Origin of the sequence: Methylophilus sp. 13, from assembly GCF_015354335.1 — a bacterium.
Lineage (GTDB): Bacteria > Pseudomonadota > Gammaproteobacteria > Burkholderiales > Methylophilaceae > Methylophilus > Methylophilus glucosoxydans.
Genome location: NZ_JADKYR010000002.1, coordinates 228,830 through 253,334, shown reverse-complemented (window position 1 = coordinate 253,334; position 24,505 = coordinate 228,830). Strand labels below are relative to the sequence as shown.

Sequence of the window (24,505 nt, the reverse complement as noted above, 5' to 3'; positions counted from 1 at the left end):
TATATATTGATCAATTATTTATCGTATATCATTAAGTATCTCAAAACATGAGCACAGCCATGAAATTTGTTCTGTATACAAGCGTATTAAACCAAGAGCACTACGACGTATTGGTGGTGCCTGACATCGTTAAAACTTCGCGTGCTGCAAACAGCCGTGATGGAATTACCGGTGTATTACTGTTTGATGGCTTAAATTTCACGCAATATTTTGAAGGAGAAGCGGCCAGTGTCGATGCGCTGCTAGCGAATATCCTGCGTGATCGGCGACACAAAAATATCGTGATGATCCTCAGCGGTGATCTGCCAGGGAGGCTATATGCTGACTGGGGAATGGGCTATATTGATATCAGCGACAATCAATTTGATATGGCCGCATGTCTTGCCGCGGCTGACTTTTCTGTAAACAGCTTCAAGCAAAAAATGAGTCGACTCGATGTCGAGTAGTGTGGTTGTTCTAAGCAAATAGAATGAATGGGTGAACATTAAACAGGCGTGACTAAAATGTCATCAGAATCCAGCTACGGATTTCTCATGCCTGAGATGACTGGCGGAGAAGGGGGGATTCTAAATCCACTCCCACCTATCCCCTTGAATGCATTGATATTACTACATTCTAGAGTGTTTGTGTAGGGTAAAAACGTGGGGTAGAATGAGATTTTACGCCATAATAAACACATGCCAAAGTACATCAGAGAAGGTCGAAATAATTGGGATGCTGTCTTGGATATTCCAACAGCACTTAGGGGGGTTAACGGAATACCAGACCAGTTACGTTTCAAAAAGTCCACAGGCACTACGGACAAGCGCAAAGCGGAGTTGATTGCTTCCCAATGGGTTGCTGGCTGGAAGTTGCAACTTGAGGCGGCTAGAAACAGCGACACTGCCCACTTGGCAAAGGCCGTCCAATTCCGCGCTGAGATGCAGGCTCAGCAGGATGCAGAAAGAAGGCGAACGCTCGAAGAGGTTTTAGTCGAGGAAGCCGAGAAGATTGCAGACTCACGCGGCTTGAAGAGGGCCGCTGAGTTTTACAGCGTGGGTTCAGGTCTCTCCAAACCGTCCAATACCTTCTTTGAACCATGGAAGAAGCAGCTCAAGCTAAAGCCCAAAACTATTGACCAGATGACCAAGGATGTAGCGGCATTCTTAACTCACTTCCCTACGATTGATTCAATTCACGATGATTCGGTATTAAACTGGCTTGATAAGCTGGAAGACAACGGAGAGACTTACTCAAGTCGTAAACGCCAAGTGTGGGCTGCAAGGAATTTCTGGAAGTTTCTCAAGCATAGGAGGGCAGCTCCACGGTCGGTAGACCCGTTCATGGATGTCCTTGGGGAACCAGATAAAGAGACGGAATCATGGCTTCCGTTTACTAAACAGCAGGTCGTGGACTTATGGACAAAAGCCAGTAAGGCCGACCCAATCCTAGCAGACCTTATTGCCATTGGAGCATACACAGGCGCACGTATTGAGGAGCTTTGCAGTCTGAAGATAACCGAGGTGACTGACAACAGCTTCAGTATTGTTGCAGCCAAGACTAAAGCAGGGGTGCGCCTAGTTCCTATTCATTCAGCCATCATGCCTGTAGTTGCTCGTTTAAAGAAAGGCTCGAAGGATGGCTATTTAATCTCAGGGCTGAAGGCTGATAAACACGGTAAACGAGCGAATGCTATTGGTAAGCGATTTGGGCGGCTGAAGACAGCCCTAGGGTTCAATGGTGATTATGTCTTCCACTCAATCCGCAAAACACTGGTGACGGCGCTAGAGAACGCCAGAGTATCTGAGAACCTTGCAGCGGACATTGTAGGCCATGAAAAGCCCAACATCACTTATGGCCTGTATTCAGATGGCAATGAGCTAGAGATTAAGCGGGAGGCCTTGGAGAAGGTGTCCTATCCGTTCCATCAGATGAAGTAAAACATACCTTTCGATATGAATTTAATTATGGATAGCTTCCCCACCTTGAGCCCAGCCTAGCGTATACAACTGATTTGGCTGAATTGCACCTTCGCTATTATCTGATGAAATGCGAAGAAGACACCATCCAAGTTTTAGATATTTATTCACGTCTGCTGCTACACGAAGTTCAATTACTTCAGTTACCTTTGTTATATCACTCATAGCGCTATTTCTGATTAATGCGATAGAGGCATTATATGCCTTGGAATCGGGAATAATAAAAATTTCTACAGCAAATTTGTTTGAGGTTATTAATAGATTTAGGAGTAGGCCGCTTCCCCCGTGCCACCCCTTCGAGCTGTGGCTGTAGCAATCCCTTTCCGAATCCATACTTTAATTGTTTCCTTTCCGGCGGCTGGATAACCTAGGTTTCTCCTAGCCCTTTCCTCAGTTAGAACCTGTAGGTAATCACCAGCGCATGACGGCCAGTCAATTCCCAACACTAGCGGCAGCAGGAGTCGCTGTCCTTACTCCACTCATTACCAACTGGTTCATAAGGTGTACCCTGTGAGCCACTCCAGACCATAGCTAAACCTTACCTCTTTGATTGGTTCATTGCTGTTGACATTAATTGAGCCATGCAGTACATTATGAGCCATACTTAATGAGCCAACCAAAGGAAGCACTAATGAGCGAGCACAAGGGAGTAATCATCGGCTATGGCCGTGTGTCTACAGAAGACCAGACTTGCGATAATCAACGCATGACCATCGAAGCAAAGTATAAGGATGTTAGGTGGTATCAGGATGCAGCAGTGTCCGGCACAGTCCCAGCTTTAGAACGGCCATCACTAGCCACCATCATGAAGTTTGCAGATAAGAATGACACGCTTGTAGTGACAGCCATTGACCGTCTAGGCCGTAACACTATCGACGTACTAACCACCGTAGAAGCCTTCAAAAAGAAAGGGGTGAAGGTCATATCTCTGAGAGAACACTTTGACCTTTCCACGCCCTTCGGTGAATTTATGTTGACCATGCTTGCAGGATTGTCCAAGCTGGAGCGTGAGAACATCCGAGAGCGCCAACTAGCAGGCATTAAGCGAGCTAGGGCCGAAGGCAAGAACCTTGGTAAAGTGAAGACGATAGTGGACAGCCAAGTGGCTCAATGGAGAGCAGATAACAACGCTTCTATTGCTGAGACAGCTAAACACTTTGGCATTTCTTTGAGTTCGGTTAAGCGAGCCTGTAACAACTCATTAGTTTGACTTGAAAGCTAACGTATCCAGATATGACTCTCTACTTTTTCCCTCAAATATTGTGATTAAGTTTTGGCTCGATAATATTTTAATCACTGCCTTTCTCAACTGGCGCTCTAGCTCTGCCATTAAATCCAAAGATTCATCCCCATTAAACTTTTTCAGTTCAGAACCGTGTACTACCTTGCTCCTGTAAACATAAGCCCTTTTTATAAACTCATATATTTCAGACGCTTCTTTCAAATCCGTGCCTAAGAACAAACCCATTCTTTGGGATAGTCTGTATCGAATCTCTGTCTCAGCTCCAAAAAGAGCTTCTAAAGCCACCCAAAAGCAAAGATATCTCCACTCCCATTGAAACTCGGTTACGCCTTTTATAATAGACTTCAAGGTAACCGTTAAAGGTGTTCCTCTTTTTAAGCTTATCAATGTGTTGAATATTTTGATGTAATCATCAAAGTCACCATTATCTAGCGGCTCATATACATCATTCCCTGATAGGTAACATATCGAAGTCTTCACCGCCTGTCGCACAATGTATTCGTTCTCAATCAAGTTGATGTGTCCATAACCTTCGACTCCAAAGCTTGCATTCTTTAGGAGCCACAAAGTTTTGTGAGCGAAGCATAGTTTTTCAGAAGCGTTTATTTGCTCTTGACCCAGTGACTCAGCTTCATACTCAATCAATAAACAATATCTTTTGCTCTCGAGAGACTCTTTAAATGCTTTACTCACACTATCATTTTGTTGCAAGGCAAATATAGCAGGTGGGATTTCAGCTATGGACACACCATGACCTAAGTTAAATGGTAACTCAATCTTCGGTGCAATATTGGGATTGGAAAAAGGCGCAACCGTAATCCATTTACTAGGCATGAACTCTCCCCTGTGACAAAAGGCACCTAACCAACTTTTCAATTAGGTAAGAATTATTTTTTATAGATTTTAACAGCTTAAGCTCTCACCTCAAGCAAAACCCTTCCAGCCTGACAACCTCACCAGCGCACACTCCAAATAAACGCTCAGAAACGCGCTACAGCTCATCATCTCGCCCCAACCCAAGCAACCCCATTGCCTCGAGCTTAAAGTGTCTCCACGTGGCTGGAAATGGCCTTGGCTAATCACCCCCATGGTGGTAATACACACAAGTTTTTTGGTCGTCCCCAGACGGTCAGAAAGCCCTACCCAACTACAGGGAGAGGGCAAGAGATTTGTATTCAATCCAAAGGATGAAACTCATCCGAATCAGTCTCAAATCTGCTTAAAAATTAGGCAAATCTAAGCTGAAAATTGGTCAATTTTGCACTTTGAGTAAGTGACTGATTTGTAAGGGTTAATTAATTCCCCCCACTACTAGAGAAGCCCCAAGTAATTTTCAGCTCGAAAATTGGCTTGTTTCTCTCATCTTTAAATCAATCAAAACGGAGCATATGAAATGAATGAATCACACGCGGTGTACAGACACATCGCATTCCCTTTAACAACCTTCGACTATCTCAAGGACTTCCAGCGTAACTATGCTGGCAAGCATGGCGTAGTCTTAAACAACAATCAGGCGTTGGCTTTGATTCTGTCCCAGCATAAGGCACTATCTCAGCAGGTGTCGGCATGATTGGTATTGAAAACAATGACAGCTTATTAGCTGCTAAAGCCAAGCTTAAAGAACGCATCGACAAAGGCCAGCCCCCACCAGCGCAGAAGGTCACTAAACTGAAGCTCAAGGATATCCATGAGTGTCGACCTGTATTCCTGCATAGATGGCAGCAACAAATAGACGACTGGCACGTCAGGTCACTAGGGCAAGCTATTACGCGACACCCTGACCAGCCTTTAGCGCCCTTGGTTGTCTACTGGATTGGCGATGCTTGGTGCGTCATTGATGGTCATCATCGGCTGTCAGCATACCGTAAACTGGAGACCAAGGCAGCAATCCCTGTGGTTGTCTTCAGCGGCAAGCTTGAGGATGCAATGTTGGAAGCTGCCAGACGCAACTCAAGGGACAAGCTGCCTATGTGCTCTACAGAGAAGTGTGAGGCGGCGTGGCGGTTGACCATTGGCACCACCAAGTCCAAGGCTGAGGTCTCTAGAGCCACAGGGGTAAGCAATGGCTTTGTGGGCACTGCTAGGAAGACCAGAGACATGTTAAAAATCAATCATCCCGATAAGGAGTTAGATAGTCTCACATGGATGCAGGCGCGTGACCTTCTGGCGGGCAAGGCCACTAAGGGTGATTATGATGATAAGGAGTGGCTCAAGGCTGAAGCAAAGAAGATGGCTGACAAGCTGTCCAAGACCTTTGGCGACACCTTGAGGAGACACCCTGAGATGGCCTATGAAGCATTGGCTATTTACAGTCCCGGACTGCTTGATTACATCGGAGAGTACCATTCACCAGCAGAGGAGGATGAGAACCCGTTTCCTGCGAATGATATTGATGATAATCCAGAGTTCTAAAGCGCGGCAACGGCACTGCCCCTAGTCACACATGAAGAATCCCCTTGAGGCCAGCTATAACAAGGCTTTGAGGGGACTTCAAGGGACAGCTAGGGTGTACACCGTTGGGGGTATGCTAATGCACAGGCAGGTGTCCACCGTGGACAGGTAGACCAGACGCCCATAGGTGAATATTCGAGCGTCCGTTTGTGTATCTATGTAACTGAATTAATCAGTTGAGGATGACCTTCAGCTTCCCGCCAAGGATGACATTGAGCGACTGCCCATCGTGCCACTTATCGAATACGCCGGAGGAGTCTACAGCCTCAAAGGCGATACGATGAGCAAAGGGGGTTGTCAGTTTGTTGAGGGTTGTTGCTAAGCGTTGCATGGTATGTCCTTAAAGTTGAATTAATTGAGCATTCAAGGGGACATCCATAGACTACCTAGCGAGGGGTAAAAGCGCGGGGTAGAGCCGAGAAATGTACTGTATGTAACCTATTGATTTATAAGTATTAATAGACACATAAAAAAGCTGGCGGAGAAGGGGGGATTCGAACCCCCGATACGCTTTCACGTATGCCTGATTTCGAGTCAGGTACATTCAACCAGCTCTGCCACTTCTCCGGGAGGTCTTGCGTAATCATTGCGACCAGCAAGCTTTGATAAGGGCGCTAGTCTACACTGTGGTGGCCTCGCGCTTCAACAAAAATATGCAAGCAGTGTTACGCAACGGCTGATTTAGTTCAGTGGTAGCACAATCTGCACGACCAGGCCGGTTTCAGGGGCTGTCTTGTTGTTCAATGTCATTTTTCCACCGTGTTTTTCAACAATCATTCGTGCAATGGCCAGGCCGAGGCCGGTGCCACCGGTCTGGCGGGAGCGGGAGTCCTCCAGGCGCCGGAACGGTTCCAGCACGCTGGTTAGGGCAGATTCAGGAATGCCTGGGCCATTGTCCGAGACGGTACAGATGACTTGTTTACCTTTGACTTGAATGGATAAGGCAGGCGTTTTTGCATAGGCAATGGTATTGTTGAGCAGGTTGGTGAGACAGCGTGTGAGCAGATGGGCTGAGCCCATGACGGTGATTGCCTGTTCGGGTAGTGTTTTTTGAATGGCTTGGCCTGCGTCTTCAAAGTCGTCACAAACAGCCGTTGCCAGGGCGGTGAGATCCACTTTGTTTTTGTGGATGTTTTCACCGCAGAGGCGCGCAAAATCCAGTCCTTCTCGGACCATTTCCTGGGTGGCGGTCAGGTCTTTGATCAGTCCCTGCTTGAGTTCTGGGTCTTTGACTTTTTCGAGGCGCAAGCGCAGACGGGTCAACGGTGTTTGCAGGTCATGCGCGATGGCTCCCAGAATAAAGCCACGCTCCTGAATATGCTTGAGGATGCTGCGTTGCATTTCATTAAAGGCTTTGGCGGCATGGCGAACCTCTGTCGAGCCTTTATTTTCTGGGAGCGGCGGGTGCTCGATATTATGGGCGAGCTGCAAGGCCGCATCGGCCAGTTTACGCAGGGGTCTGGTGGCCACGGAGGCTACGGTCCAAATGATAAGCAGTAAGCCGAGGAAGGCCAGTAAAATGGCTAAAGGGTTGCGTTCGTGCGGTGGCGGTGGTCTATGGCCGCCATAGTGCAGAGTGATCACTATCGGTGTCTGGTCTTCAAGGTGGGTGTAAATGGCTAGACATTGCCCATGCGGACGGGGCGGCGGCGAGAAACCCATGGCAGACGGCGGCGGCAGTGTCATGCGGCGTGGAGCACAATTACTGAGGGGAACCAGATCAATCATGTCTGCCACTTCTGGTACCAGCAAGGTATTCAAGTGCGCCAGTTCTGCGGGTAAGGCGGGCATCTGTGAAGGTTTGTTGGCGCCAATGGTGACGTGGCTGCCCATACGCTTAAACACATCTTGAATTTCGACGCGTTTTTCGGGGACGGTGGCTTCAAGTATGCGCACCATGCTCTCAATGCGGTCAAAGGCAAATTGGTCGCGCATGCGAGATTCATTTTCTTTAAAGTCCCGCTGTCCCAGCATCCTGACCGTGGTGGCGGTCAATAGAATACCGATCACCGTGATCAGGAAAATACGAACCGACATGGTGCCTAGCCATTTTTTCATCATCTTGTGTATCCGGTCATTGAATGTCACACATTATTTAATGTAACGCACTTCGGCGGTGAGTAAATAGCCTTCGTTGCGTAGCGTTTTGATCATGGATGGATTCTTAGTATCCACTTCAAGTTTCTGTCTTAATCTACTGATTTGTAAGTCTATTGACCGGTCAAATGGACCCGCCTCCCGTCCATGCATTTCTTCCATGAGCTGATCACGGCTCAAGGTGCGGTTGGCATGCAGGAGCATGAAACGCAAGAACTTGAATTCGGCATTGGAGAGGGGAATGCGCGTATGCTGGCTGTCGACCAGGGTACGGTTTTGAATATCCAGAGTCCATTCGTTAAACTCAATGAAACGCAAAAGAGCGTGATCGGTCTGCCATTCGTGATCGGGTTTGCCTGCGCTCTCCAGCATCATGCGCGACCGTCTGACCACGCTACGGATACGCGACAGCAGTTCCAGCGGCTCAAACGGTTTGGCCACGTAGTCATCTGCCCCGGTTTCCAGGCCCATGATGGTATCCAGAGAGCTGGTTCTGGCTGTGAGCATGATGATGGGCAGGAGATGATATTTGCCGGACTCGCGCAGTTCACGGCAGAGCTCAATACCACTCCGCTGCGGCATGTTGATGTCGAGGATAATGACATCAGGCATGCGCTGCTGCAACGCTTGCCACATTTGTGCATGATTGCTGGCTTGTTGTGTGCTGAGTTGATTATCCTGCAAAAAGTCGCACAATAAATCACGGATGGCATCGTCGTCATCAACGACAAGCACATGGGTATCAGGATGGCCGTCAGTCATAAAAGTGTCTCGGACTTGCAAGGGGAGTATTTGAGCACAAAAACCGGCCATTGTGGCCGGTGAGTCTGTGAAACGCGTTGAGATTATTCACGCACAGGTTTTTCGTGATGCGCATTGGCATGATGCGGATATTGCGGTAAGGCATTTTCATCAAATGCTTTCTTCTGTGCATCATTCAGCTGGGCGTAAAATGTACGGATGGCTTTGGCACGTTCAGCCTGACGTGCGTCACGCGCTTTATCCCAGGCTTCCATTTTGTCCAGGCGTTGCAAGGTATTCAGTTTGCTTAACTCTGCAAAGTCCGGATGTTCCTTGTCTTGCGGTTTGATCTGTGCCTGATAGGTTTTCCAGGCATTTTCCTGTGCGCTTGTCAGTTGCAAAATGGTATGCAATTTTTCCTGATGCTGTTCAAAGTGCTCCAGGCGCTGTGCTTGCCAGTTGGCAGGGTCAAATTTGCCTTTACCGCAATCATGGCCATGCTCGGCAAAGGCAGTTCCGCACACCAACACCAAAAGCCCCGCGAATACCAGTTTGTTCAGTTTCATGATGGTTCCTTTCAATCACCATTGCGAATTTGCAATGATGATATTAAAACACCCGATTGTATCGGGTGTTTGTCAGGGGTGGTCAGCTGTGTAACGGAATGTATCGTCAGTTTTTAGGCAATCCCCTGGCTGGCTAAATAGTCTTCATAGTTGCCGGTAAAGTCGACAATGCCATCCGTCTTGATTTCGATAATACGGGTGGCAATCGAGCTGACAAATTCACGGTCATGGCTGACAAAAAACAAGGTACCCTTGTATTTGTCCAGTGCCGTATTCAGCGCTTCAATCGACTCCATGTCCATATGGTTAGTCGGTTCGTCCATCAGCAAAACATTGGTTTTCGCCAGCATTAGTTTGCCGTAAAGCATGCGGCCTTTTTCACCCCCGGACAGCACTTTGACTGATTTTTTAGTGGCTTCGGTCGGGAACAGCAAACGGCCCAGCATGCTGCGCACGGTGTTGTCATCATCGCCTTGCTGGCGTTGCTTGGTCATCCATTCAAACAAGTCTTCACCTTCTGCAAACTCGTATTCATGGTCTTGCGCAAAATAGCCCAGCTTGGCTTTTTCTGCCCATTTGACTTCGCCATGCTTGGGCTGCAAATCCCCGGCCAGGCAACGCAAAAAGGTGGTTTTACCAATGCCGTTTTCACCAATGATGGCGACTTTTTCACCTGCTTCGAAGATCAATTCCACGTTGTTAAACAAGGGTTTGTCAAAGCCATGGCCGAGTTTCTTGAGCTCGACGGCATTGCGGTGCAGCTTCTCTTTGTCGTCAAATTCAAAGCGAATAAACGGATACTGGCGGCTAGAGGGTTTAAACTCTTCGACCTTGATTTTATCAATCTGTTTGGCGCGGCTGGTTGCCTGCTTGGCTTTAGACGCATTAGCAGAGAAGCGACGGACAAAGTCCTGCAAGTCTGCAATCTGCTGTTTGGCCTTGGCATTGTCCTTGGCTTGCTGATTACGTGCGGCAATGCTGGCTTCCATGTAATCATCATAGTTACCTGGATAAGAGGTAATCTTGCCGTAATCCATATCACAGGTATGGGTACAGACCTGATTTAAAAAGTGGCGGTCGTGCGAAATAATGACCATGGTACAGTCACGATTATTGACCACATCTTCCAGCCAGCGGATGGTGTTGATGTCCAGGTTGTTGGTCGGTTCGTCCAGCAATAACACATCTGGATTTGCAAACAGGGCTTGTACCAGCAGCACACGCAACTTCCAGCCTGGGGCTACGGCGCTCATCGGGCCATTATGTTGCTCCAGGGGAATGCCTACGCCTAACAGCAATTCGCCAGCACGTGCTTCGGCAGTATAGCCGTCATACTCTGCAAACACGCCTTCCAGTTCGGCGGCACGCATGTAGTCGTCCTCGGTGGCTTCGAGGTTTGCGTAAATCGCGTCACGCTCTTGCATGGCTTTCCACATTTGCTCGTGACCCATCATCACCACGTCCAGCACGCGCTGGTCTTCATAGGCAAATTGGTCCTGCTTCAAAAAGGCCATGCGTTCGTTCGGGTCCAGGCTGACGTTGCCACTGGTAGGCTCCAGCACCCCGGCCAGGATCTTCATAAACGTGGATTTACCACAGCCATTGGCGCCAATCAGACCATAACGGTTGCCATCACCAAATTTGACGGAAACATTTTCAAACAGTGGCTTGGAGCCAAACTGCATGGTGATATTGTTCGCAACTAACATGCAAGAACTCTCAATCAATAATTAAAAAGGTGCGCCTGCTTCAGGCATCGTAATTTTGCTAAAAACGGTTATAAATGACGACTTCATCCATGGCCAATTGGCCACCACGTGGCTTGGCTGCTTCGAGGGCTTTTCCTACCACGACAAACATCACGGGGACATGATCTTCAGGCAAGTTGATTAATTTGGACACAGCCTCAAAATCAAAACCATCCATCGGGCAGGTGTCATAGCCCATTTCTTTGGCGGCCAGCATCAAGGTCATGGCTGCCATGCCGCAAGAACGCATGCCTTCATCGCGTTGTGCCAGAGGTTGATCAGTGTAATAGCCGTGAATGGCCTTGACCAGGTAGTCACTAACCGGCTGTGGCGCGTTGACCCAGTAGCGGGCAGGGTCTTTTTCCCAGGCCTTTAAATCCGCAGTCAGGATAATCAGCAATGAGGCATCGGTGACTTGTGCCTGGTTCCAGCTCACCGCGCGGATCTGATGACGTAACACCGGGTCAGTCACGACCACAAAACGCCAGTGCTGGATGTTAAAAGCGGTCGGGGAGAGCATGGCCAGCGACAAGAGTTGCTGGATTTCTGCCTCTGTCATGCGGTGTGCAGGGTCGTAGGCTTTAATAGAGCGGCGTTGTTCAATTGCTTGGGAAACGTTCATCGTGTTTTCAGTATTTAATGTCTAAAATATCCAGTGACAAGGGACCCGCAGGCCGTTGCCAGACCGTGGTGTCACCGACTTTACGGCCGAGCAGGGCTTTGGCCACGGGCGAAACATAGCTGACTTTGTGCTGCGCAATGTCTGCCTCGTCTTCTCCAACAATCTGGTAAGCCTGTTGCGTCCCCAGTTCGTCTTCTACGGTCACGGTCGCGCCGAAGAGCACCGTATGTTGCGGCTGTTGGACGGGATCCACCAGTTGTGCGGTTTCCAGCCGTGCGACAAAGTAGCGCAGGTCGCGGTCTATCTCGGCCAGCTTCTGTTGCGCGTTGGGATCTTCCTTGCGCGCACTATAGTGCAAGCGGTCAGCTTCCAGCGTTTTCACTGCCTGCTGCAATTGTTGCAAGCCTGCAGGCGTGACGTAATTGACATGCGCACTGATGGGGCGTTCCGGTAAATCGGTGCCCGCCAGTTCCAGATCGTCTTCTTTGACAAAGCCCCGGCTCATAGGTGAGGTGTGGTTGCCTGCGCCATTTAAAAGTAATTCAGGCCCAGCGCCGCGCGCACTTCGCTCATGGTTTGAGCGGCGACTTCACGCGCTTGCTCGGTACCTTCGCGCAACAACTGCAAAATGTAGCCTTTGTCATTGGCCAGTTCGGCCCGGCGGGTACGAATGGGTTCCAGCATTTCCTGCAATACGGCTTCCAGGCGTTTTTTTACAATGCTGTCTGCCAGTCCACCGCGTGTGTAGTGTGCTTTTAACTCGGCGACCGCTGCTTTATCCGGGTCAAACGCATCTAGATAGGTAAAGGCAATATTGCCCTCTACATGGCCAGGATCTTCAATCTTCAAATGCAAGGGATCGGTGTAGACGCGCTTGACGGCTTTGGTGACTTCGTCTGCGCTTGCACCCAGATTTATCACATTACCCAGGGATTTGCTCATCTTGGCTTTACCGTCAATGCCAGGCAAGCGGCCGAGTTCAGGCACCAGAGCCTTGGTTTCAACCAGAATCTCTTGCTTGGTTTGAATGTTTTTATAGGTGCGGTTAAAGCGGCGCACGATTTCATTGGTTTGCTCAATCATGGGAATCTGGTCTTCGCCCACTGGCACCAGCGTTGCTTTAAAGGCCGTAATATCGGCTGCCTGACTGACTGGGTAGGTGAGGAAACCGGCCGGAATGTCGCGCTCAAAATCACGCAGGCGTATCTCTTCTTTCACCGTCGGATTGCGCTCCAAACGCGCCACAGTGACCAGGTTGAGGTAGTAAAAGGCCAGCTCAGTCAGTTCAGGTACTTGCGACTGGATAAATATGGTCGACAGCTTGGGGTCTATACCGACTGCCAGATAATCCAGCGCGACTTCCACCACGTTGCGATGCACCTTGTCGATATCATCCATATTGTCGGTCAGCGCTTGCGCGTCGGCCAGCATGACATACTGTTTGTATTCATGTTGGTATTTGACACGGTTGCGCAAACTGCCGACAAAATGGCCCAAATGCAGCGGGCCAGTCGGGCGATCACCAGTAAGGATGATGGATTTAGTGCTCATTTTTTGTTCTCAGTGTAGGCCGTCAGAATAATGTTTAAAGCTTATTCCCACTCAATCGTTGCGGGAGGTTTGCCGGAAATATCATAAACCACGCGGTTAATGCCGCGCACTTCATTAATGATGCGGTTAGACACTTTGCCCAGCAGGCTATAGGGTAATTCCGCCCAATGTGCAGTCATAAAGTCGCTGGTGATCACGGCGCGCAATGCCACCACATAATCGTAAGTGCGGCCATCGCCCATCACGCCAACAGACTTGACCGGCAGGAACACAGTAAAGGCCTGGCTGGTGAGGTCGTACCAGGTTTTGCCGCTGGCGACATCCACGGTATTACGTAATTCTTCAATGAAGATCGCATCTGCTCGTTGCAATAACAAGGCATATTCCTGTTTGACCTCACCCAGAATGCGTACGCCCAAGCCAGGGCCAGGGAAGGGGTGGCGATAAACCATGTCGCGGGGTAAGCCGAGCGCGACGCCCAGTTCACGCACTTCATCCTTAAACAGGTCACGCAATGGCTCCAGCAGCTTGAGGCCTAATTGTTCTGGCAAGCCACCGACATTGTGGTGGCTCTTGATGGTGACCGCTTTTTTGGACTTGGCGCCGCCCGATTCAATCACATCCGGGTAAATGGTGCCCTGTGCCAGGAAGGTGGCGCCTTTGTGACCGGCACCGCTGGCCTTGAGCTTGGCGGCTTCGGCCTTAAACACTTCAACGAATTCTGCGCCTATGATCTTGCGCTTGGCCTCCGGGTCACTGACGCCAGCCAGTTTACCCATGAATTGTGCAGAGGCATCCACGCGGATGACTTTGGCGTGCAGACGACCAGCAAACATGTCCATCACCATATCGCCTTCATTCAGACGCAGCAGGCCGTGATCGACAAAGACGCAGGTGAGTTGGTCACCAATGGCACGGTGTATCAGTGCGGCTGCCACGGAGGAGTCTACGCCTCCTGATAAGCCGAGAATGACTTCTTCATCGCCAACTTGCGCCTTGATTTTTGCAACGGCTTCGGCGATATAGTCACCCATGATCCAGTCTGCCTTGGCCGCGCAGATATCCAGTACAAAGCGCTCAAGCATGGCCTGGCCTTGCTTGGTGTGGGTGACTTCAGGGTGAAATTGCACCGCGTAAAACTTGCGGCTTTCGTCAGCCATGGCGGCGATGGGCGTGGTGTCGTTGCTGGCGATCACTTTGAAACCGTCAGGCAGTTCGGTGACCTTGTCGCCGTGGCTCATCCAGACGTCGATCAGGCCGTGGCCTTCAGCGTTGGTGGCATCCTGAATGTCGCGAAACAGGGCAGAGTGGCCACGTGCACGCACTTGGGCGTAGCCAAATTCGCGTTTTGCACCTGCCTCAACCTTGCCGCCTAACTGCTGCGCCATGGTTTGCATGCCGTAGCAAATGCCCAGCACAGGTACGCCTTGTTCAAACACGGCTTGTGGGGCCTTGTCAGTTTCTTCTTCGTAAACGCTGGCGTGGCTGCCAGACAAAATGATGCCGTCAGCACCGAAATTGCGGACAAATTCATCGGACACATCACAAGGATGAATTTCGCAGTAGACATGCGCTTCGCGTACACGGCGTGCAATCAGTTGGGTGACCTGGGAGCCGAAATCTAGAATCAGGATTTTTGAATGAGACATTTGTTTAGCCACAGAGTGCACAGAGGACACAGAGTCTTAGAGAAGTCATTTCTCTGTGATCTCTGTGTCCTCTGTGGCTTTGATTAAATGGATGAATTCGCGTTTATCAATAAGGGTTAATCAATACGGTAATTCGGTGCTTCTTTGGTAATCTGCACATCATGCACATGCGACTCGCGCATACCGGCACTGGTGATTTGCACAAACTCTGCCTTGTTACGCATTTCTTCAATAGAAGCGCAGCCCACATAACCCATGGAGGCACGCAAGCCGCCCATCAACTGATGGATCACGGCAACGACACTGCCTTTATAAGGGACGCGGCCTTCGATGCCTTCAGGCACCAGCTTGTCGGCGTTGGCCGTGCTGTCCTGGAAGTAGCGGTCAGAAGAGCCTTTTTGCATGGCGCCTATGGAGCCCATGCCGCGGTAGGATTTGTAAGAGCGACCTTGGTACAACTCTACTTCACCAGGCGCTTCTTCAGTGCCTGCAAACATCCCGCCCAGCATGACGTTGTACGCGCCTGCAGCAATGGCTTTGGAAATATCGCCAGAGAAGCGAATGCCGCCGTCTGCAATAAATGGCACGCCTGATTTTTCCAGCGCTTTGGCCACATTGCTGATGGCTGTGATTTGCGGCACGCCGACGCCAGCTACGATACGAGTGGTGCAGATAGAGCCAGGACCGATGCCCACTTTGACACAGTCAGCGCCATGATCCACCAAGGCCAGCGCGGCTTCTGCCGTGGCAATGTTGCCACCAATCACTTGCAGTTTTGGATAGTGGGTTTTAGCCCATTTGACGCGATCCAGTACGCCTTGTGAGTGACCATGCGCGGTATCGACCACAATGGCATCGACACCGGCTTCAACCAGTGCGGCAATGCGTTCTTCTGTGCCGTCACCCACGCCCACTGCCGCGCCGACGCGCAAGCGACCTTTTTCATCTTTACAGGCCAGGGGGTGATCTGACGATTTTTGAATGTCTTTAACGGTAATCAAGCCTTTGAGCTCGTAGTTTTCACCAATAACCAGCAAGCGCTCAAGACGGTGTTTATGCAGCAAGCCCATGATTTCTTCGCGACTGGCGCCCTCACGCACGGTGACCAGACGGTCTTGCGGGGTCATCACATTGCTGACGGCTTGATCAAGGTTGGTTTCAAAACGCAGGTCGCGGTTGGTAACAATGCCGACCACCTTGCCATCTTGCAACACAGGCAAGCCTGAAATTTTTTGCTGTTGGGTGATATTCATCACCTCGCGCACACTCATGGCCGGGTGGATGGTGACCGGGTCAATGACAACGCCAGACTCAAAGCGTTTTACGCGGGAGACGCGAGAAGCTTGCATCTCTACCGACATGTTTTTGTGTATGATGCCCATGCCGCCCAGTTGCGCCAAGGCAATGGCCATGCGTGCTTCAGTGACGGTGTCCATCGCAGCAGAAAGCAGGGGAATATTTAAGGTGATGCTCTTGGTAAGCTTGGTGCTGAGATTGACCTCGCGCGGCATCACATTCGAATGTGCGGGAACGAGTAAAACGTCATCAAAGGTAAGAGCTTGTTGCAACAAACGCATGTGAATTCCTTATCTCCAAAATATAATTATACCGATTTCACTTTGCCTTGACAAAGCGTTTTGCGTTTTTGCAGTTCTGTTTGCTGATGTCTGGCATGGTTTGTGCATGAGGCCTTTACTTAACCTTTTTCTAAGCAAGTGTGGGTTTATCAAATGAGAATGACGTTGAGATGGATGTTGATGCTGGGCTTGTGCTGGACCATGCAGGCGGCGGCCGAGATTTATAAATGGCGCGATGAAAAAGGCATTATGAATTATTCGGATACGCCTCCTGTCGCCGGTCCATCCACGCAAAAAATCAAGGCGACGACGGTGCCAGCGGATACGCCACTGACGCGATCCGACGCCTATTCGCGCGAGCAAATGAATCCGGCCAAACAGAAAATGCCCGAGAACTCAGCCGGGCAGAATGCGTCCCCAGAAGCTGAAGCGCTCAAGGCGATGGAAGCGCGTCAAAAAGCCCAAAATTGTGCAGCAGCCAGAAGCAACTATCGTAACTATGCCGTGGGTGGCCGCATGCAGAATGTGAACGAGAATGGTCAGCGCGAATATCTGTCAGATGAGCAAATTCGTCAGGGGCTGGCAGCCGCGCAGCAAGAAATCGACGAAAATTGTCCACCCGAGTAATGCATCTTTATGGTGTTGATCAGAAAGCCTGCAGTTTTGTCAGTGCGCTGAATGGTGCAATACGTAATTAACGGGAATTGGCCCGCTTGGCCGTGGCTGTTTTCTGTTTAGTGGCACGCTGACGGCGCATTTCTTTGGCGTTCGCAATCAGCGGGCGATAAATTTCCACCCTGTCCATCGCTTTTAGTGGCCTGTCGTGGCTGACTTTTTTGCCAAAAATGCCTAAGGGTAATTCTTTGCTTGCGGTCATCTGGTGTTGTTCCAGAATGCCGGATTGTCGCACGGCCGCGATTGCCGTGGTGCCTGGCGGCACAACAAGTGTGATCAGCGTTTGCGACGTTGGCAGCGCATAGACCACTTCTATATTGAGCATCCCGGTAAGTTCTTCAGGCATGGCTGGTGTGACCCGTTTGGTCCTTACTTGAGTTGGAGCTTGCCAGCCTGTTTGACGAAGCTGTCGACGAAGGTGTTGGCAATATGGCTGAACACCGGCGCAATCATGCGTTCAATCAGGCCGTTGGCAAAGACATATTCAAGCTTGAATTCAATTTTGCAGGCATCTTCACGCAGTCTTATAAAGTGCCAGTGTCCACTCAGTTGCTTGAACGGGCCATCCACCAGCGTGATTTCCATGCGGTGCGGGAACTGTTTGTGGTTGCGTGTTGTAAAGTGCTGCTGTATGCCGTGGTAACGGATGTGGATGGTGGCCTGGGTTACGGTATCCGTGCGCTCGATGACTTGGCTACCGCCACACCAGGGTAAAAAGTCAGCATAGGTTTCAACGGCATCAACCAATTGAAACATCGCTTCACACGAATGCATGACCAGCACGGTTTTTTCTACTTGAGCCATTGCGTCAGAACGAAAGTCGGTTTTGAGTTAAAATGCTATTTTAAGTGATTTAAGCCCGCACAGCAGCGTTATGACTATCGCGCAAAACAAAAAAGCGTTTTTTGACTATTTTATTGAAGAAAAGTACGAAGCCGGCCTCGTGCTCGAGGGCTGGGAAGTCAAGGCGATACGCGATAACCGTACCAACCTCAAGGAATCCTACGTGGTGGTCATGCGTGGGGAGTTGTACCTGATCGGTTGCCACATTACGCCGCTAGGCTCGGCATCCACCCATGTGCGTCCCGATGCGATCCGTACACGCAAATTGCTGCTGCACCGCGAAGAGATCGACAAATTGATCGGTAAGGTCGAGCGTGCAGGGTACACCTTGGTGCCGCTGGACATGCATTTCACCCGCGGACGGGTAAAAGTGCAAATTGGGTTGGCTAAAGGTAAAAAACAACACGATAAGCGTGATGCTGAAAAAGAGCGCGACTGGAAGCGCGAGCAAAATGCGCTGATGAAAAACAAGATGAAGCGTTAAAAGTGACGCGAAATCAAGTGCGCTTAGCAAAGGCGAATCTTTAGAAAAGGGTTAAGTTTTTAAAAGCGCCTGCAACACGGCCGGAATCATCCCTGGCAAATCTTCTGCAATCAATCCCACTCCAAATAAACGCGCGGCTTGCGCATGCATCCAGGTGGCCGCCGCACATGCTTCGAATGCGGGCATGTCTTGTGCCAACAGACTGGCAATCATGCCCGCCAGCACATCGCCAGCGCCTGCAGTCGCCAAGGTCGGTGGTGCCTGTTCGTTGATCAACACCCGGCCTTCCGGTGTGGCAATAATGGTGTGGGCCCCTTTGAGTAAAACAATCGCCCCGCAGGTTTGTGCCGCCGTCATTACTTGTGTGATACGGGTGGGTCTATCATGCGCCGCACTCATTCCAAAAACGCTTTTGAACTCGCCTTCATGCGGGGTGAGCACGCAACTTGCACGTATTGCTTGCTTGAGGGTGTCTGCCTGACCGGCAAAGGTTGTCAGGGCATCGGCATCGATCACCACCGGTTTGCCTGTGGCTAACATGGCCAGGGTGGTGAGTCTGGTGTCTTGTGAGAGACCTGCCCCGGGGCCAATTAAATAGCAACTCACGCGGGTGTCTTCAAGCAGTGTCTGTAATTCTGCGGTATTCGCATAGGGTTTCACCATCACGCTCAATAGCGCGCTGGCATAAATAGGCAGTGCGATCGCTGGTGCCGCAATCGCTGTCATGCCTGCCCCGCATCTGGCTGCCGCCATTGCCGCGAGGCGGGCTGCGCCAGTGACCGGGTAGCCACCCTGGATCAGCACATAGCCGCGGCTATATTTATGGCTTTGCGCATGCGGTTGCGGCAATAATGGTTGCCACAGGGCTGGAGCGTTTGTTTGAGTGTCATACATCATTGAATTGTATGCGTAAGCGCAGGCCTTGGCGAGTCTCTGCCAGATTTAATGCCTGACTTTCATTGTGGGAGAGGGGGCTTTACGGTAAAATGTTCTCCCGTCTGTAACAATCTCAAAGTACCTGATCCATGACCAAATATGTATTCGTAACCGGCGGTGTTGTTTCTTCTCTTGGAAAAGGTATCGCGGCCGCCAGCCTCGGCGCCATTCTCGAATCGCGTGGCATTAAAGTGACCATGCTGAAACTTGATCCCTATATCAACGTTGACCCCGGCACCATGTCGCCATTTCAGCACGGCGAAGTGTTTGTGACCGACGACGGCGCGGAAACCGATCTCGATCTTGGCCATTACGAGCGCTTTATCAGCAGCAAGATGTCCAAGCGTAACAACTTTACCACAGGCCAGATTTACGAGACGGTGATCAAGAAAGAACGCCGTGGCGAATATCTGGGTAAAACCGTACAGGTCATTCCGCATATTACCGATGAAATCAAGGCACACGTGAAACGTGGTGCTGAAGGCGCGGATGTGGCGATTGTCGAAGTGGGCGGTACGGTCGGCGATATTGAGTCCTTGCCGTTTCTGGAAGCGATTCGTCAGATGGGGATTGAAGAGGGCAGAAACAACGCCTGTTATATCCATCTGACCCTGTTGCCATGGATTCCAACCGCAGGCGAGCTGAAAACCAAACCCACCCAGCACTCGGTGAAAGAATTGCGCGAAATCGGTATTCAGCCGGATATTTTGATGTGCCGCGCCGAGCGTGAAATCCCTGAAGACGAAAAACGCAAGATTGCCTTGTTCACCAATGTGGCTTTTGAGGCGGTGATTAGTGCCATTGATAGCGATTCGATTTATAAAATCCCCGGCCTGTTGCACGCGCAAATGCTGGATGAGATTGTTTGCCACAAACTGAATATTCTTGCCAAAGCAGCGGATTTGTCTGCCTGGCAAAAAATTACTCACGCGCAAGCCAATCCCAAAGAGATTGTCGATATCGCATTTGTCGGTAAGTATGTCGATTTGACCGAGTCATACAAGTCGCTGACCGAAGCGCTGATACACGCCGGTATTCACACCGAGTCCAAGGTCAAGATTCACTACATCGATAGCGAAGACATTGAGAAAAGTGGCACCGATAGTCTCAAAGGCATGGATGCGATCCTGATTCCTGGCGGCTTTGGCGTACGTGGTACCGAAGGCAAGATTGCGGCTATTCGGTATGCGCGTGAAAACAAAGTGCCTTACCTGGGTATCTGCCTGGGCATGCAATTGGCCGTGATTGAGTATGCGCGTAATGTCGCAGGGCTTAAGGATGCGAACAGCACTGAATTTAACCCTGGCACCGAGCATAAATTGATTGGTCTGATTGACGAGTGGCAAGATGCTTCCGGCAAGATCGAGAAGCGTGATGAACACTCCGATCTCGGTGGCACCATGCGTCTGGGTGCGCAAAGCTGTCCGATTGTGCCGAACACGTTGGCCGCCAGCATTTACGGCAGCGAAGTTAATGAGCGTCACCGTCACCGCTATGAAGTCAACAACCACTATGTGGACCAGTTGAAAGACGCCGGTCTGGTCATTTCTGCACGCACGCCGCGTGAAGAATTGTGTGAAATGATTGAGTTGCCACAGTCTGTGCATCCGTGGTTTGTCGCGTGCCAGTTCCACCCCGAGTTTACGTCTAACCCGCGTGCGGGTCATCCATTGTTTAAAGCCTATGTGCAGGCTGCGCTGGCACAAAAAGCATCCAAAAAATAAGGAATGTTGAATGAAATTATGTGGTTTTGACGTCGGTCTCGAACATCCTCTGTTTCTGATCGCTGGCCCTTGCGTCATTGAATCCAAACAAATGGCAATTGATACGGCTGGCCAGTTAAAAGAGATGGCTGCCCGCGTGGGGGTGCCATTTATTTATAAATCTTCTTACGACAAAGCCAACCGTAGTTCGACCAAGACTTTCCGTGGTTTTGGCATGGAAGAGGGCCTGAAAATTCTGGACGAAGTGCGTGCCCAGATCGGTGTACCGATCTTGACCGACGTGCATACCGAAGAACAGGTGCCTCATGTGGCCGCGGTGGTGGATGTGTTGCAAACCCCGGCTTTTCTGTGCCGTCAGACTGACTTTATCGTGGCTTGTGCCCAGTCTGGCAAGCCGGTCAATATCAAAAAAGGCCAGTTTCTAGCCCCTGGTGACATGAAACAAGTGGTCAACAAGGCTAAAGAAGCCAACGGCGGTGCCGACAATATTATGGTTTGTGAACGCGGCGCTTCGTTTGGCTATAACACGCTGGTTTCTGACATGCGTGGTTTGGCGATTATGCGTGAAACACAGTGTCCAGTGGTTTTTGATGCCACCCATTCTGTCCAGCAACCAGGCGGGCAGGGCGAGAAGAGTGGCGGTCAGCGTGAGTTTGTGCCGGTGTTGGCACGTGCAGCGGTGGCAAGTGGTATTGCCGGGGTCTTTATGGAAACGCATCCTGACCCGAGCCAAGCTTTGTCTGATGGCCCGAACGCCTGGCCCTTGGGCAAAATGGAAGACTTGCTGCACTTGCTGGTCGATCTCGACAAGCTGGTCAAAAAAGCCGGTTTCGCAGAACAAACCCTATAATTTTTTTTCATCTTAGATAAGGATAAATCATGAGCGCTATTGTAGATATTATCGCCCGCGAGATTATGGATTCCCGTGGCAACCCGACGGTTGAAGTCGACGTTTTGCTGGAAAGCGGGGTGATTGGTCGTGCGGCAGTGCCTTCAGGCGCATCTACCGGTACCAAAGAAGCCGTGGAACTGCGGGATGGCGATAAAAGCCGTTACCTGGGCAAAGGCGTATTGAACGCGATTGAGAACGTCAACACGGAAATTACCGAAGCGATCATTGGCCTGGATGCTGAAGAGCAAAGTTTTATCGACAAGACGCTGATTGAGCTGGATGGTACCGAGAACAAAGACCGTCTGGGTGCAAATGCGATTTTGGGCGTGTCTATGGCCTGTGCACGTGCGGCGGCTGAAGAAAGCGGTTTGCCACTGTATCGTTACCTGGGTGGTTCTGCGTTCATGCAATTGCCAACGCCTATGATGAACATCATCAACGGCGGTGCACACGCAGATAACTCTGTGGATATTCAGGAATTCATGATTGTGCCAGCGGGCTTGCCAAGCTTCCGTGAAGCCTTGCGTGCGGGGGCTGAAGTGTTCCATGCACTGAAGAAAACCTTGCATGCCAAAGGCTTGGCGACAACCGTGGGCGATGAAGGTGGTTTTGCACCTAACTTGCCCTCCAACGAGTCTGCCTTGCAACTGATCATGGAATCTATCGAAGCGGCTGGCTATGAGCCAGGCAAAGATATTTATCTGGGTCTGGATTGCGCCAGTACCGAATTCTACCGTGATGGTAAATACCACCTCGAGTCTGAAGGCGCTGCACTGACCTCTGCCCAGTTCTGTGACTACCTGGCTACCTTGGCCGACAAGTATCCTATCATCACCATTGAAGATGGTATGAGCGAGTTTGACTGGGAGGGCTGGGACCTGTTGACACAACGCTTGGGTAAATCCACACAGTTGGTCGGCGATGACCTGTTTGTGACCAACCCAAAAATCCTGCGTGAAGGCATCCAGAAAGGCGTGGCCAACTCTGTGCTGATCAAAGTCAACCAGATTGGTACCTTGACTGAAACTTTCCAGACCATCGAGATGGCAAAACGTGCCAACTACACGGCCGTAGTGTCACACCGCTCTGGCGAAACCGAAGATACGACGATTGCCGACATCTCTGTGGCGACCAATGCCTTGCAAATCAAGACGGGTTCCCTGTGCCGTTCAGAGCGCGTTGCCAAGTACAACCAGTTGCTGCGTATTGAAGAAGAGTTGGGCGATGCCACCAGCTACGCTGGCTTGTCTGCTTTCTATCAGTTGTTCAAATAACTGATTTTGGGCCACGGTGCGTAAACTGACAGTTGTATTAGTGGTCCTGATTGCCCTGCTGCAATATCCGTTGTGGCTGGGCAAGGGCAGTTGGTTGCGCGTATGGCAATATTCACAGCAGATTGAGGCGCACCAAAAGCGTAACGATTATTATCGGCAACGCAATGAAACACTGCGCGCTGAAGTGCGCGATCTCAAGCAGGGACAGTCTGCGATTGAAGAGCGGGCACGCAGTGAGCTGGGCCTGGTGAAGCAGGACGAAGTATTTTTTCAGGTGATTCAGAACAAGTCTTCAGCCAGCAAGAGCCAGAGCGACGCTGTGGCCAAGCCCGCAGATGCAGCGCCTGTGATCCCGGCGCAGCCGTCCCAATAAAAAAGGCGCTTCTAGCGCCTTTTTTATTTTTATTGACCTAGTAGATTAGGGCAAGGCATACGGTAATTCTTTAAACAGCAAGGGCTGACCTTGCCAGAGAATCTCTCCGGCCTCTTTGGCCTCCAGCCGGCATTCTGCCAATACCCACCAGCCGCCACTCAAGGCATCGGGCGCAACGCGCACCAGTTGACCCGCGTCTTGTGTCTGGGCATCCTGCAAGGTGTCGCCTGCCAGTGGGACTTGGGCGGTTTTAGGCAACTGTGCCAGCAATGTGCGGCGCTTGACCTTGCCCAGATAGTGCGTGCGGGCAACGATCTCCTGGCCGGTATAGCAGCCTTTCTTAAAGTTGATGCCATTTAATGCATCCAGATTGACCATTTGTGGGACAAACTGTTCTTTAGTGGCTGGGTAAACTTGCGGAATCCCTGCCTGAATTTCAAGCGCTTCCCAGTGAGCCGTGCTGCTTGGGGTGAAGGTCGCGCGCAGCGATTGCCAAACGGTTTCAGCCTTGTCGGCAGCGACAATCAGCTGGGCGCGTTGTTGTGTGCCAGCGTCAGCGAGGCGGATCAGCGTCCCCAGCTCGGTTTGGGCCAGTTGATGCGGATCCGCGGGCAGGCCAGTCAATGTGCTCGCAAGCGCATCACTCGCCAATCCCAGGCTGTACAGGCGCTCACTGGCATCCTCTACCACCACCTTGCTGCGGAGCACATACATGCGCAAGCGTTTCACCAGGTCTGGCACCAAGGCGCGCGGGCATTGCAAGTAAATGACATCCTCAACAATAAAGGAGTAGAACAGCGCCAGCAAGCGGCCTTTGGGCGTGCAATAACCATTGAATTGCGCACCTTGAGCGAGCAGTTTAATATCATTGGTGACCTGGCCCTGCAAAAAGGTCTGGCTGTCTGCACCGCTGATGGCGATCAGGCCATTGCCCGACAGGTCAAATAGTTGCGCAGAGGCCTTTTCTATGGGGAAGCTGGCTTCACCTTGTGAATTGAAGTGCGCCCCTTGCGAGATTAAAAACGTTTGCCATGCGGTGGCTGGATTGGACATAACTCGGTTTTCCTTCTGGGCCAGAGTCGCTTGCGCGGCTTTGCCCTG

Annotated in this window: 27 protein-coding genes and 1 tRNA gene; 11 read left to right on the top strand and 17 right to left on the bottom strand. The window is 50.7% G+C overall.

What is annotated here, in order from left to right; genetic code table 11:
• The first annotated feature begins 59 nt into the window (after positions 1–59).
• Entirely contained in the window at positions 60–446 is a 387-nt protein-coding gene (locus INP77_RS05370) for a BLUF domain-containing protein (RefSeq protein ID WP_194747891.1), read from the top strand.
• A gap of 276 nt (positions 447–722) precedes the next feature.
• On the top strand, positions 723–1,919 hold the full coding sequence (locus INP77_RS05365; RefSeq protein ID WP_194747890.1) for a tyrosine-type recombinase/integrase: 1,197 nt from the start codon (positions 723–725) through the stop codon (positions 1,917–1,919).
• Positions 1,920–1,940: 21 nt separating this feature from the next.
• On the opposite strand, the gene INP77_RS05360 is transcribed toward INP77_RS05365, so the two are convergent.
• Entirely contained in the window at positions 1,941–2,123 is a 183-nt protein-coding gene (locus INP77_RS05360) for a hypothetical protein (RefSeq protein ID WP_194747889.1), read from the bottom strand.
• A 466-nt stretch (positions 2,124–2,589) separates the two neighbouring features.
• Here INP77_RS05360 and INP77_RS05355 point away from each other — a divergent pair, with 466 nt between their 5' ends.
• Positions 2,590–3,168 (top strand): recombinase family protein, encoded by a 579-nt coding sequence (locus INP77_RS05355; RefSeq protein ID WP_194747888.1) that lies wholly within the window; start codon positions 2,590–2,592, stop codon positions 3,166–3,168.
• On the opposite strand, the gene INP77_RS05350 is transcribed toward INP77_RS05355, so the two are convergent.
• Positions 3,160–4,035: a HEPN domain-containing protein gene (locus INP77_RS05350; RefSeq protein ID WP_194747887.1), complete on the bottom strand. Its 876-nt coding sequence runs from the start codon at positions 4,033–4,035 to the stop codon at positions 3,160–3,162. The genes INP77_RS05355 and INP77_RS05350 overlap by 9 nt on opposite strands.
• A gap of 559 nt (positions 4,036–4,594) precedes the next feature.
• Between INP77_RS05350 and INP77_RS14870 the strand changes: the two genes are divergently transcribed.
• Both INP77_RS14870 and INP77_RS05345 read left to right on the top strand, forming a co-directional pair.
• Positions 4,595–4,771, top strand: a complete 177-nt coding sequence (locus tag INP77_RS14870; protein ID WP_228518741.1) for a hypothetical protein — start codon at positions 4,595–4,597, stop codon at positions 4,769–4,771.
• Positions 4,768–5,613: a hypothetical protein gene (locus tag INP77_RS05345; RefSeq protein WP_194747886.1), complete on the top strand. Its 846-nt coding sequence runs from the start codon at positions 4,768–4,770 to the stop codon at positions 5,611–5,613. The genes INP77_RS14870 and INP77_RS05345 overlap by 4 nt, the downstream gene beginning before the upstream one ends.
• 211 nt (positions 5,614–5,824) lie before the next feature.
• Here the strand turns inward: INP77_RS05345 and INP77_RS05340 are convergent, their stop codons facing one another.
• From INP77_RS05340 to guaB, 11 genes are all read right to left on the bottom strand, one after another.
• Positions 5,825–5,983: a hypothetical protein gene (locus tag INP77_RS05340; RefSeq protein WP_194747884.1), complete on the bottom strand. Its 159-nt coding sequence runs from the start codon at positions 5,981–5,983 to the stop codon at positions 5,825–5,827.
• A gap of 145 nt (positions 5,984–6,128) precedes the next feature.
• Positions 6,129–6,219, bottom strand: a tRNA-Ser gene (locus INP77_RS05335).
• A gap of 114 nt (positions 6,220–6,333) precedes the next feature.
• The gene (locus INP77_RS05330; RefSeq protein ID WP_194747883.1) at positions 6,334–7,713 is read right to left on the bottom strand and encodes an ATP-binding protein; all 1,380 of its coding nucleotides are present in this window, start codon (positions 7,711–7,713) and stop codon (positions 6,334–6,336) included.
• A 30-nt stretch (positions 7,714–7,743) separates the two neighbouring features.
• Positions 7,744–8,511 (bottom strand): response regulator, encoded by a 768-nt coding sequence (locus INP77_RS05325; RefSeq protein ID WP_194747880.1) that lies wholly within the window; start codon positions 8,509–8,511, stop codon positions 7,744–7,746.
• Positions 8,512–8,594: 83 nt separating this feature from the next.
• Entirely contained in the window at positions 8,595–9,056 is a 462-nt protein-coding gene (locus tag INP77_RS05320; protein WP_194747879.1) for a Spy/CpxP family protein refolding chaperone, read from the bottom strand.
• A 113-nt stretch (positions 9,057–9,169) separates the two neighbouring features.
• Positions 9,170–10,765, bottom strand: a complete 1,596-nt coding sequence (locus tag INP77_RS05315; protein ID WP_194747877.1) for an ABC-F family ATPase — start codon at positions 10,763–10,765, stop codon at positions 9,170–9,172.
• A 58-nt stretch (positions 10,766–10,823) separates the two neighbouring features.
• Positions 10,824–11,426, bottom strand: a complete 603-nt coding sequence (locus INP77_RS05310) for a nitroreductase family protein (RefSeq protein WP_194747875.1) — start codon at positions 11,424–11,426, stop codon at positions 10,824–10,826.
• A gap of 7 nt (positions 11,427–11,433) precedes the next feature.
• Positions 11,434–11,931 (bottom strand): GreA/GreB family elongation factor, encoded by a 498-nt coding sequence (locus tag INP77_RS05305; RefSeq protein ID WP_194747873.1) that lies wholly within the window; start codon positions 11,929–11,931, stop codon positions 11,434–11,436.
• A gap of 26 nt (positions 11,932–11,957) precedes the next feature.
• Complete coding sequence (trpS, locus tag INP77_RS05300; protein WP_194747871.1) at positions 11,958–12,977, bottom strand: tryptophan--tRNA ligase; 1,020 nt, start codon at positions 12,975–12,977, stop codon at positions 11,958–11,960.
• 41 nt (positions 12,978–13,018) lie between these two features.
• Positions 13,019–14,626 carry a glutamine-hydrolyzing GMP synthase gene (gene guaA, locus INP77_RS05295; protein WP_194747869.1) on the bottom strand — a complete coding sequence of 536 codons (1,608 nt, stop codon included), beginning with the start codon at positions 14,624–14,626 and terminating at the stop codon, positions 13,019–13,021.
• Between the two features lie 116 nt (positions 14,627–14,742).
• On the bottom strand, positions 14,743–16,203 hold the full coding sequence (gene guaB / locus INP77_RS05290; RefSeq protein WP_194747867.1) for an IMP dehydrogenase: 1,461 nt from the start codon (positions 16,201–16,203) through the stop codon (positions 14,743–14,745).
• 159 nt (positions 16,204–16,362) lie between these two features.
• Between guaB and INP77_RS05285 the strand changes: the two genes are divergently transcribed.
• Positions 16,363–16,830, top strand: coding sequence for a DUF4124 domain-containing protein (locus INP77_RS05285; protein ID WP_228518740.1), 468 nt, complete (start codon positions 16,363–16,365; stop codon positions 16,828–16,830).
• Between the two features lie 67 nt (positions 16,831–16,897).
• Here INP77_RS05285 and INP77_RS05280 read toward each other — a convergent pair whose 3' ends face one another.
• Both INP77_RS05280 and INP77_RS05275 read right to left on the bottom strand, forming a co-directional pair.
• Positions 16,898–17,224 (bottom strand): RnfH family protein, encoded by a 327-nt coding sequence (locus tag INP77_RS05280; protein WP_194747863.1) that lies wholly within the window; start codon positions 17,222–17,224, stop codon positions 16,898–16,900.
• A gap of 23 nt (positions 17,225–17,247) precedes the next feature.
• Complete coding sequence (locus tag INP77_RS05275) at positions 17,248–17,682, bottom strand: type II toxin-antitoxin system RatA family toxin (RefSeq protein ID WP_194747861.1); 435 nt, start codon at positions 17,680–17,682, stop codon at positions 17,248–17,250.
• A gap of 70 nt (positions 17,683–17,752) precedes the next feature.
• On the opposite strand from INP77_RS05275, the gene smpB reads away from it, so the two are divergent.
• Positions 17,753–18,205: an SsrA-binding protein SmpB gene (gene smpB / locus INP77_RS05270; RefSeq protein WP_194747859.1), complete on the top strand. Its 453-nt coding sequence runs from the start codon at positions 17,753–17,755 to the stop codon at positions 18,203–18,205.
• Between the two features lie 51 nt (positions 18,206–18,256).
• Here the strand turns inward: smpB and INP77_RS05265 are convergent, their stop codons facing one another.
• Positions 18,257–19,102 carry an NAD(P)H-hydrate dehydratase gene (locus tag INP77_RS05265; protein WP_228518739.1) on the bottom strand — a complete coding sequence of 282 codons (846 nt, stop codon included), beginning with the start codon at positions 19,100–19,102 and terminating at the stop codon, positions 18,257–18,259.
• A gap of 128 nt (positions 19,103–19,230) precedes the next feature.
• Here INP77_RS05265 and INP77_RS05260 point away from each other — a divergent pair, with 128 nt between their 5' ends.
• The 4 genes from INP77_RS05260 to ftsB are packed head-to-tail and all read left to right on the top strand — an operon-like array spanning position 19,231 to position 23,404.
• The gene (locus INP77_RS05260) at positions 19,231–20,865 is read left to right on the top strand and encodes a CTP synthase (RefSeq protein ID WP_194747857.1); all 1,635 of its coding nucleotides are present in this window, start codon (positions 19,231–19,233) and stop codon (positions 20,863–20,865) included.
• 10 nt (positions 20,866–20,875) lie between these two features.
• A complete protein-coding gene (kdsA, locus tag INP77_RS05255; RefSeq protein ID WP_194747855.1) occupies positions 20,876–21,715 on the top strand; it encodes a 3-deoxy-8-phosphooctulonate synthase in 840 nt (279 codons plus the stop codon).
• A 29-nt stretch (positions 21,716–21,744) separates the two neighbouring features.
• A complete protein-coding gene (gene eno / locus INP77_RS05250; protein ID WP_194747853.1) occupies positions 21,745–23,031 on the top strand; it encodes a phosphopyruvate hydratase in 1,287 nt (428 codons plus the stop codon).
• A gap of 16 nt (positions 23,032–23,047) precedes the next feature.
• Positions 23,048–23,404 carry a cell division protein FtsB gene (ftsB, locus tag INP77_RS05245; protein WP_194747851.1) on the top strand — a complete coding sequence of 119 codons (357 nt, stop codon included), beginning with the start codon at positions 23,048–23,050 and terminating at the stop codon, positions 23,402–23,404.
• Positions 23,405–23,449: 45 nt separating this feature from the next.
• Here ftsB and INP77_RS05240 read toward each other — a convergent pair whose 3' ends face one another.
• A complete protein-coding gene (locus tag INP77_RS05240; protein WP_194747849.1) occupies positions 23,450–24,457 on the bottom strand; it encodes a folate-binding protein YgfZ in 1,008 nt (335 codons plus the stop codon).
• Positions 24,458–24,505: the final 48 nt, after the last annotated feature.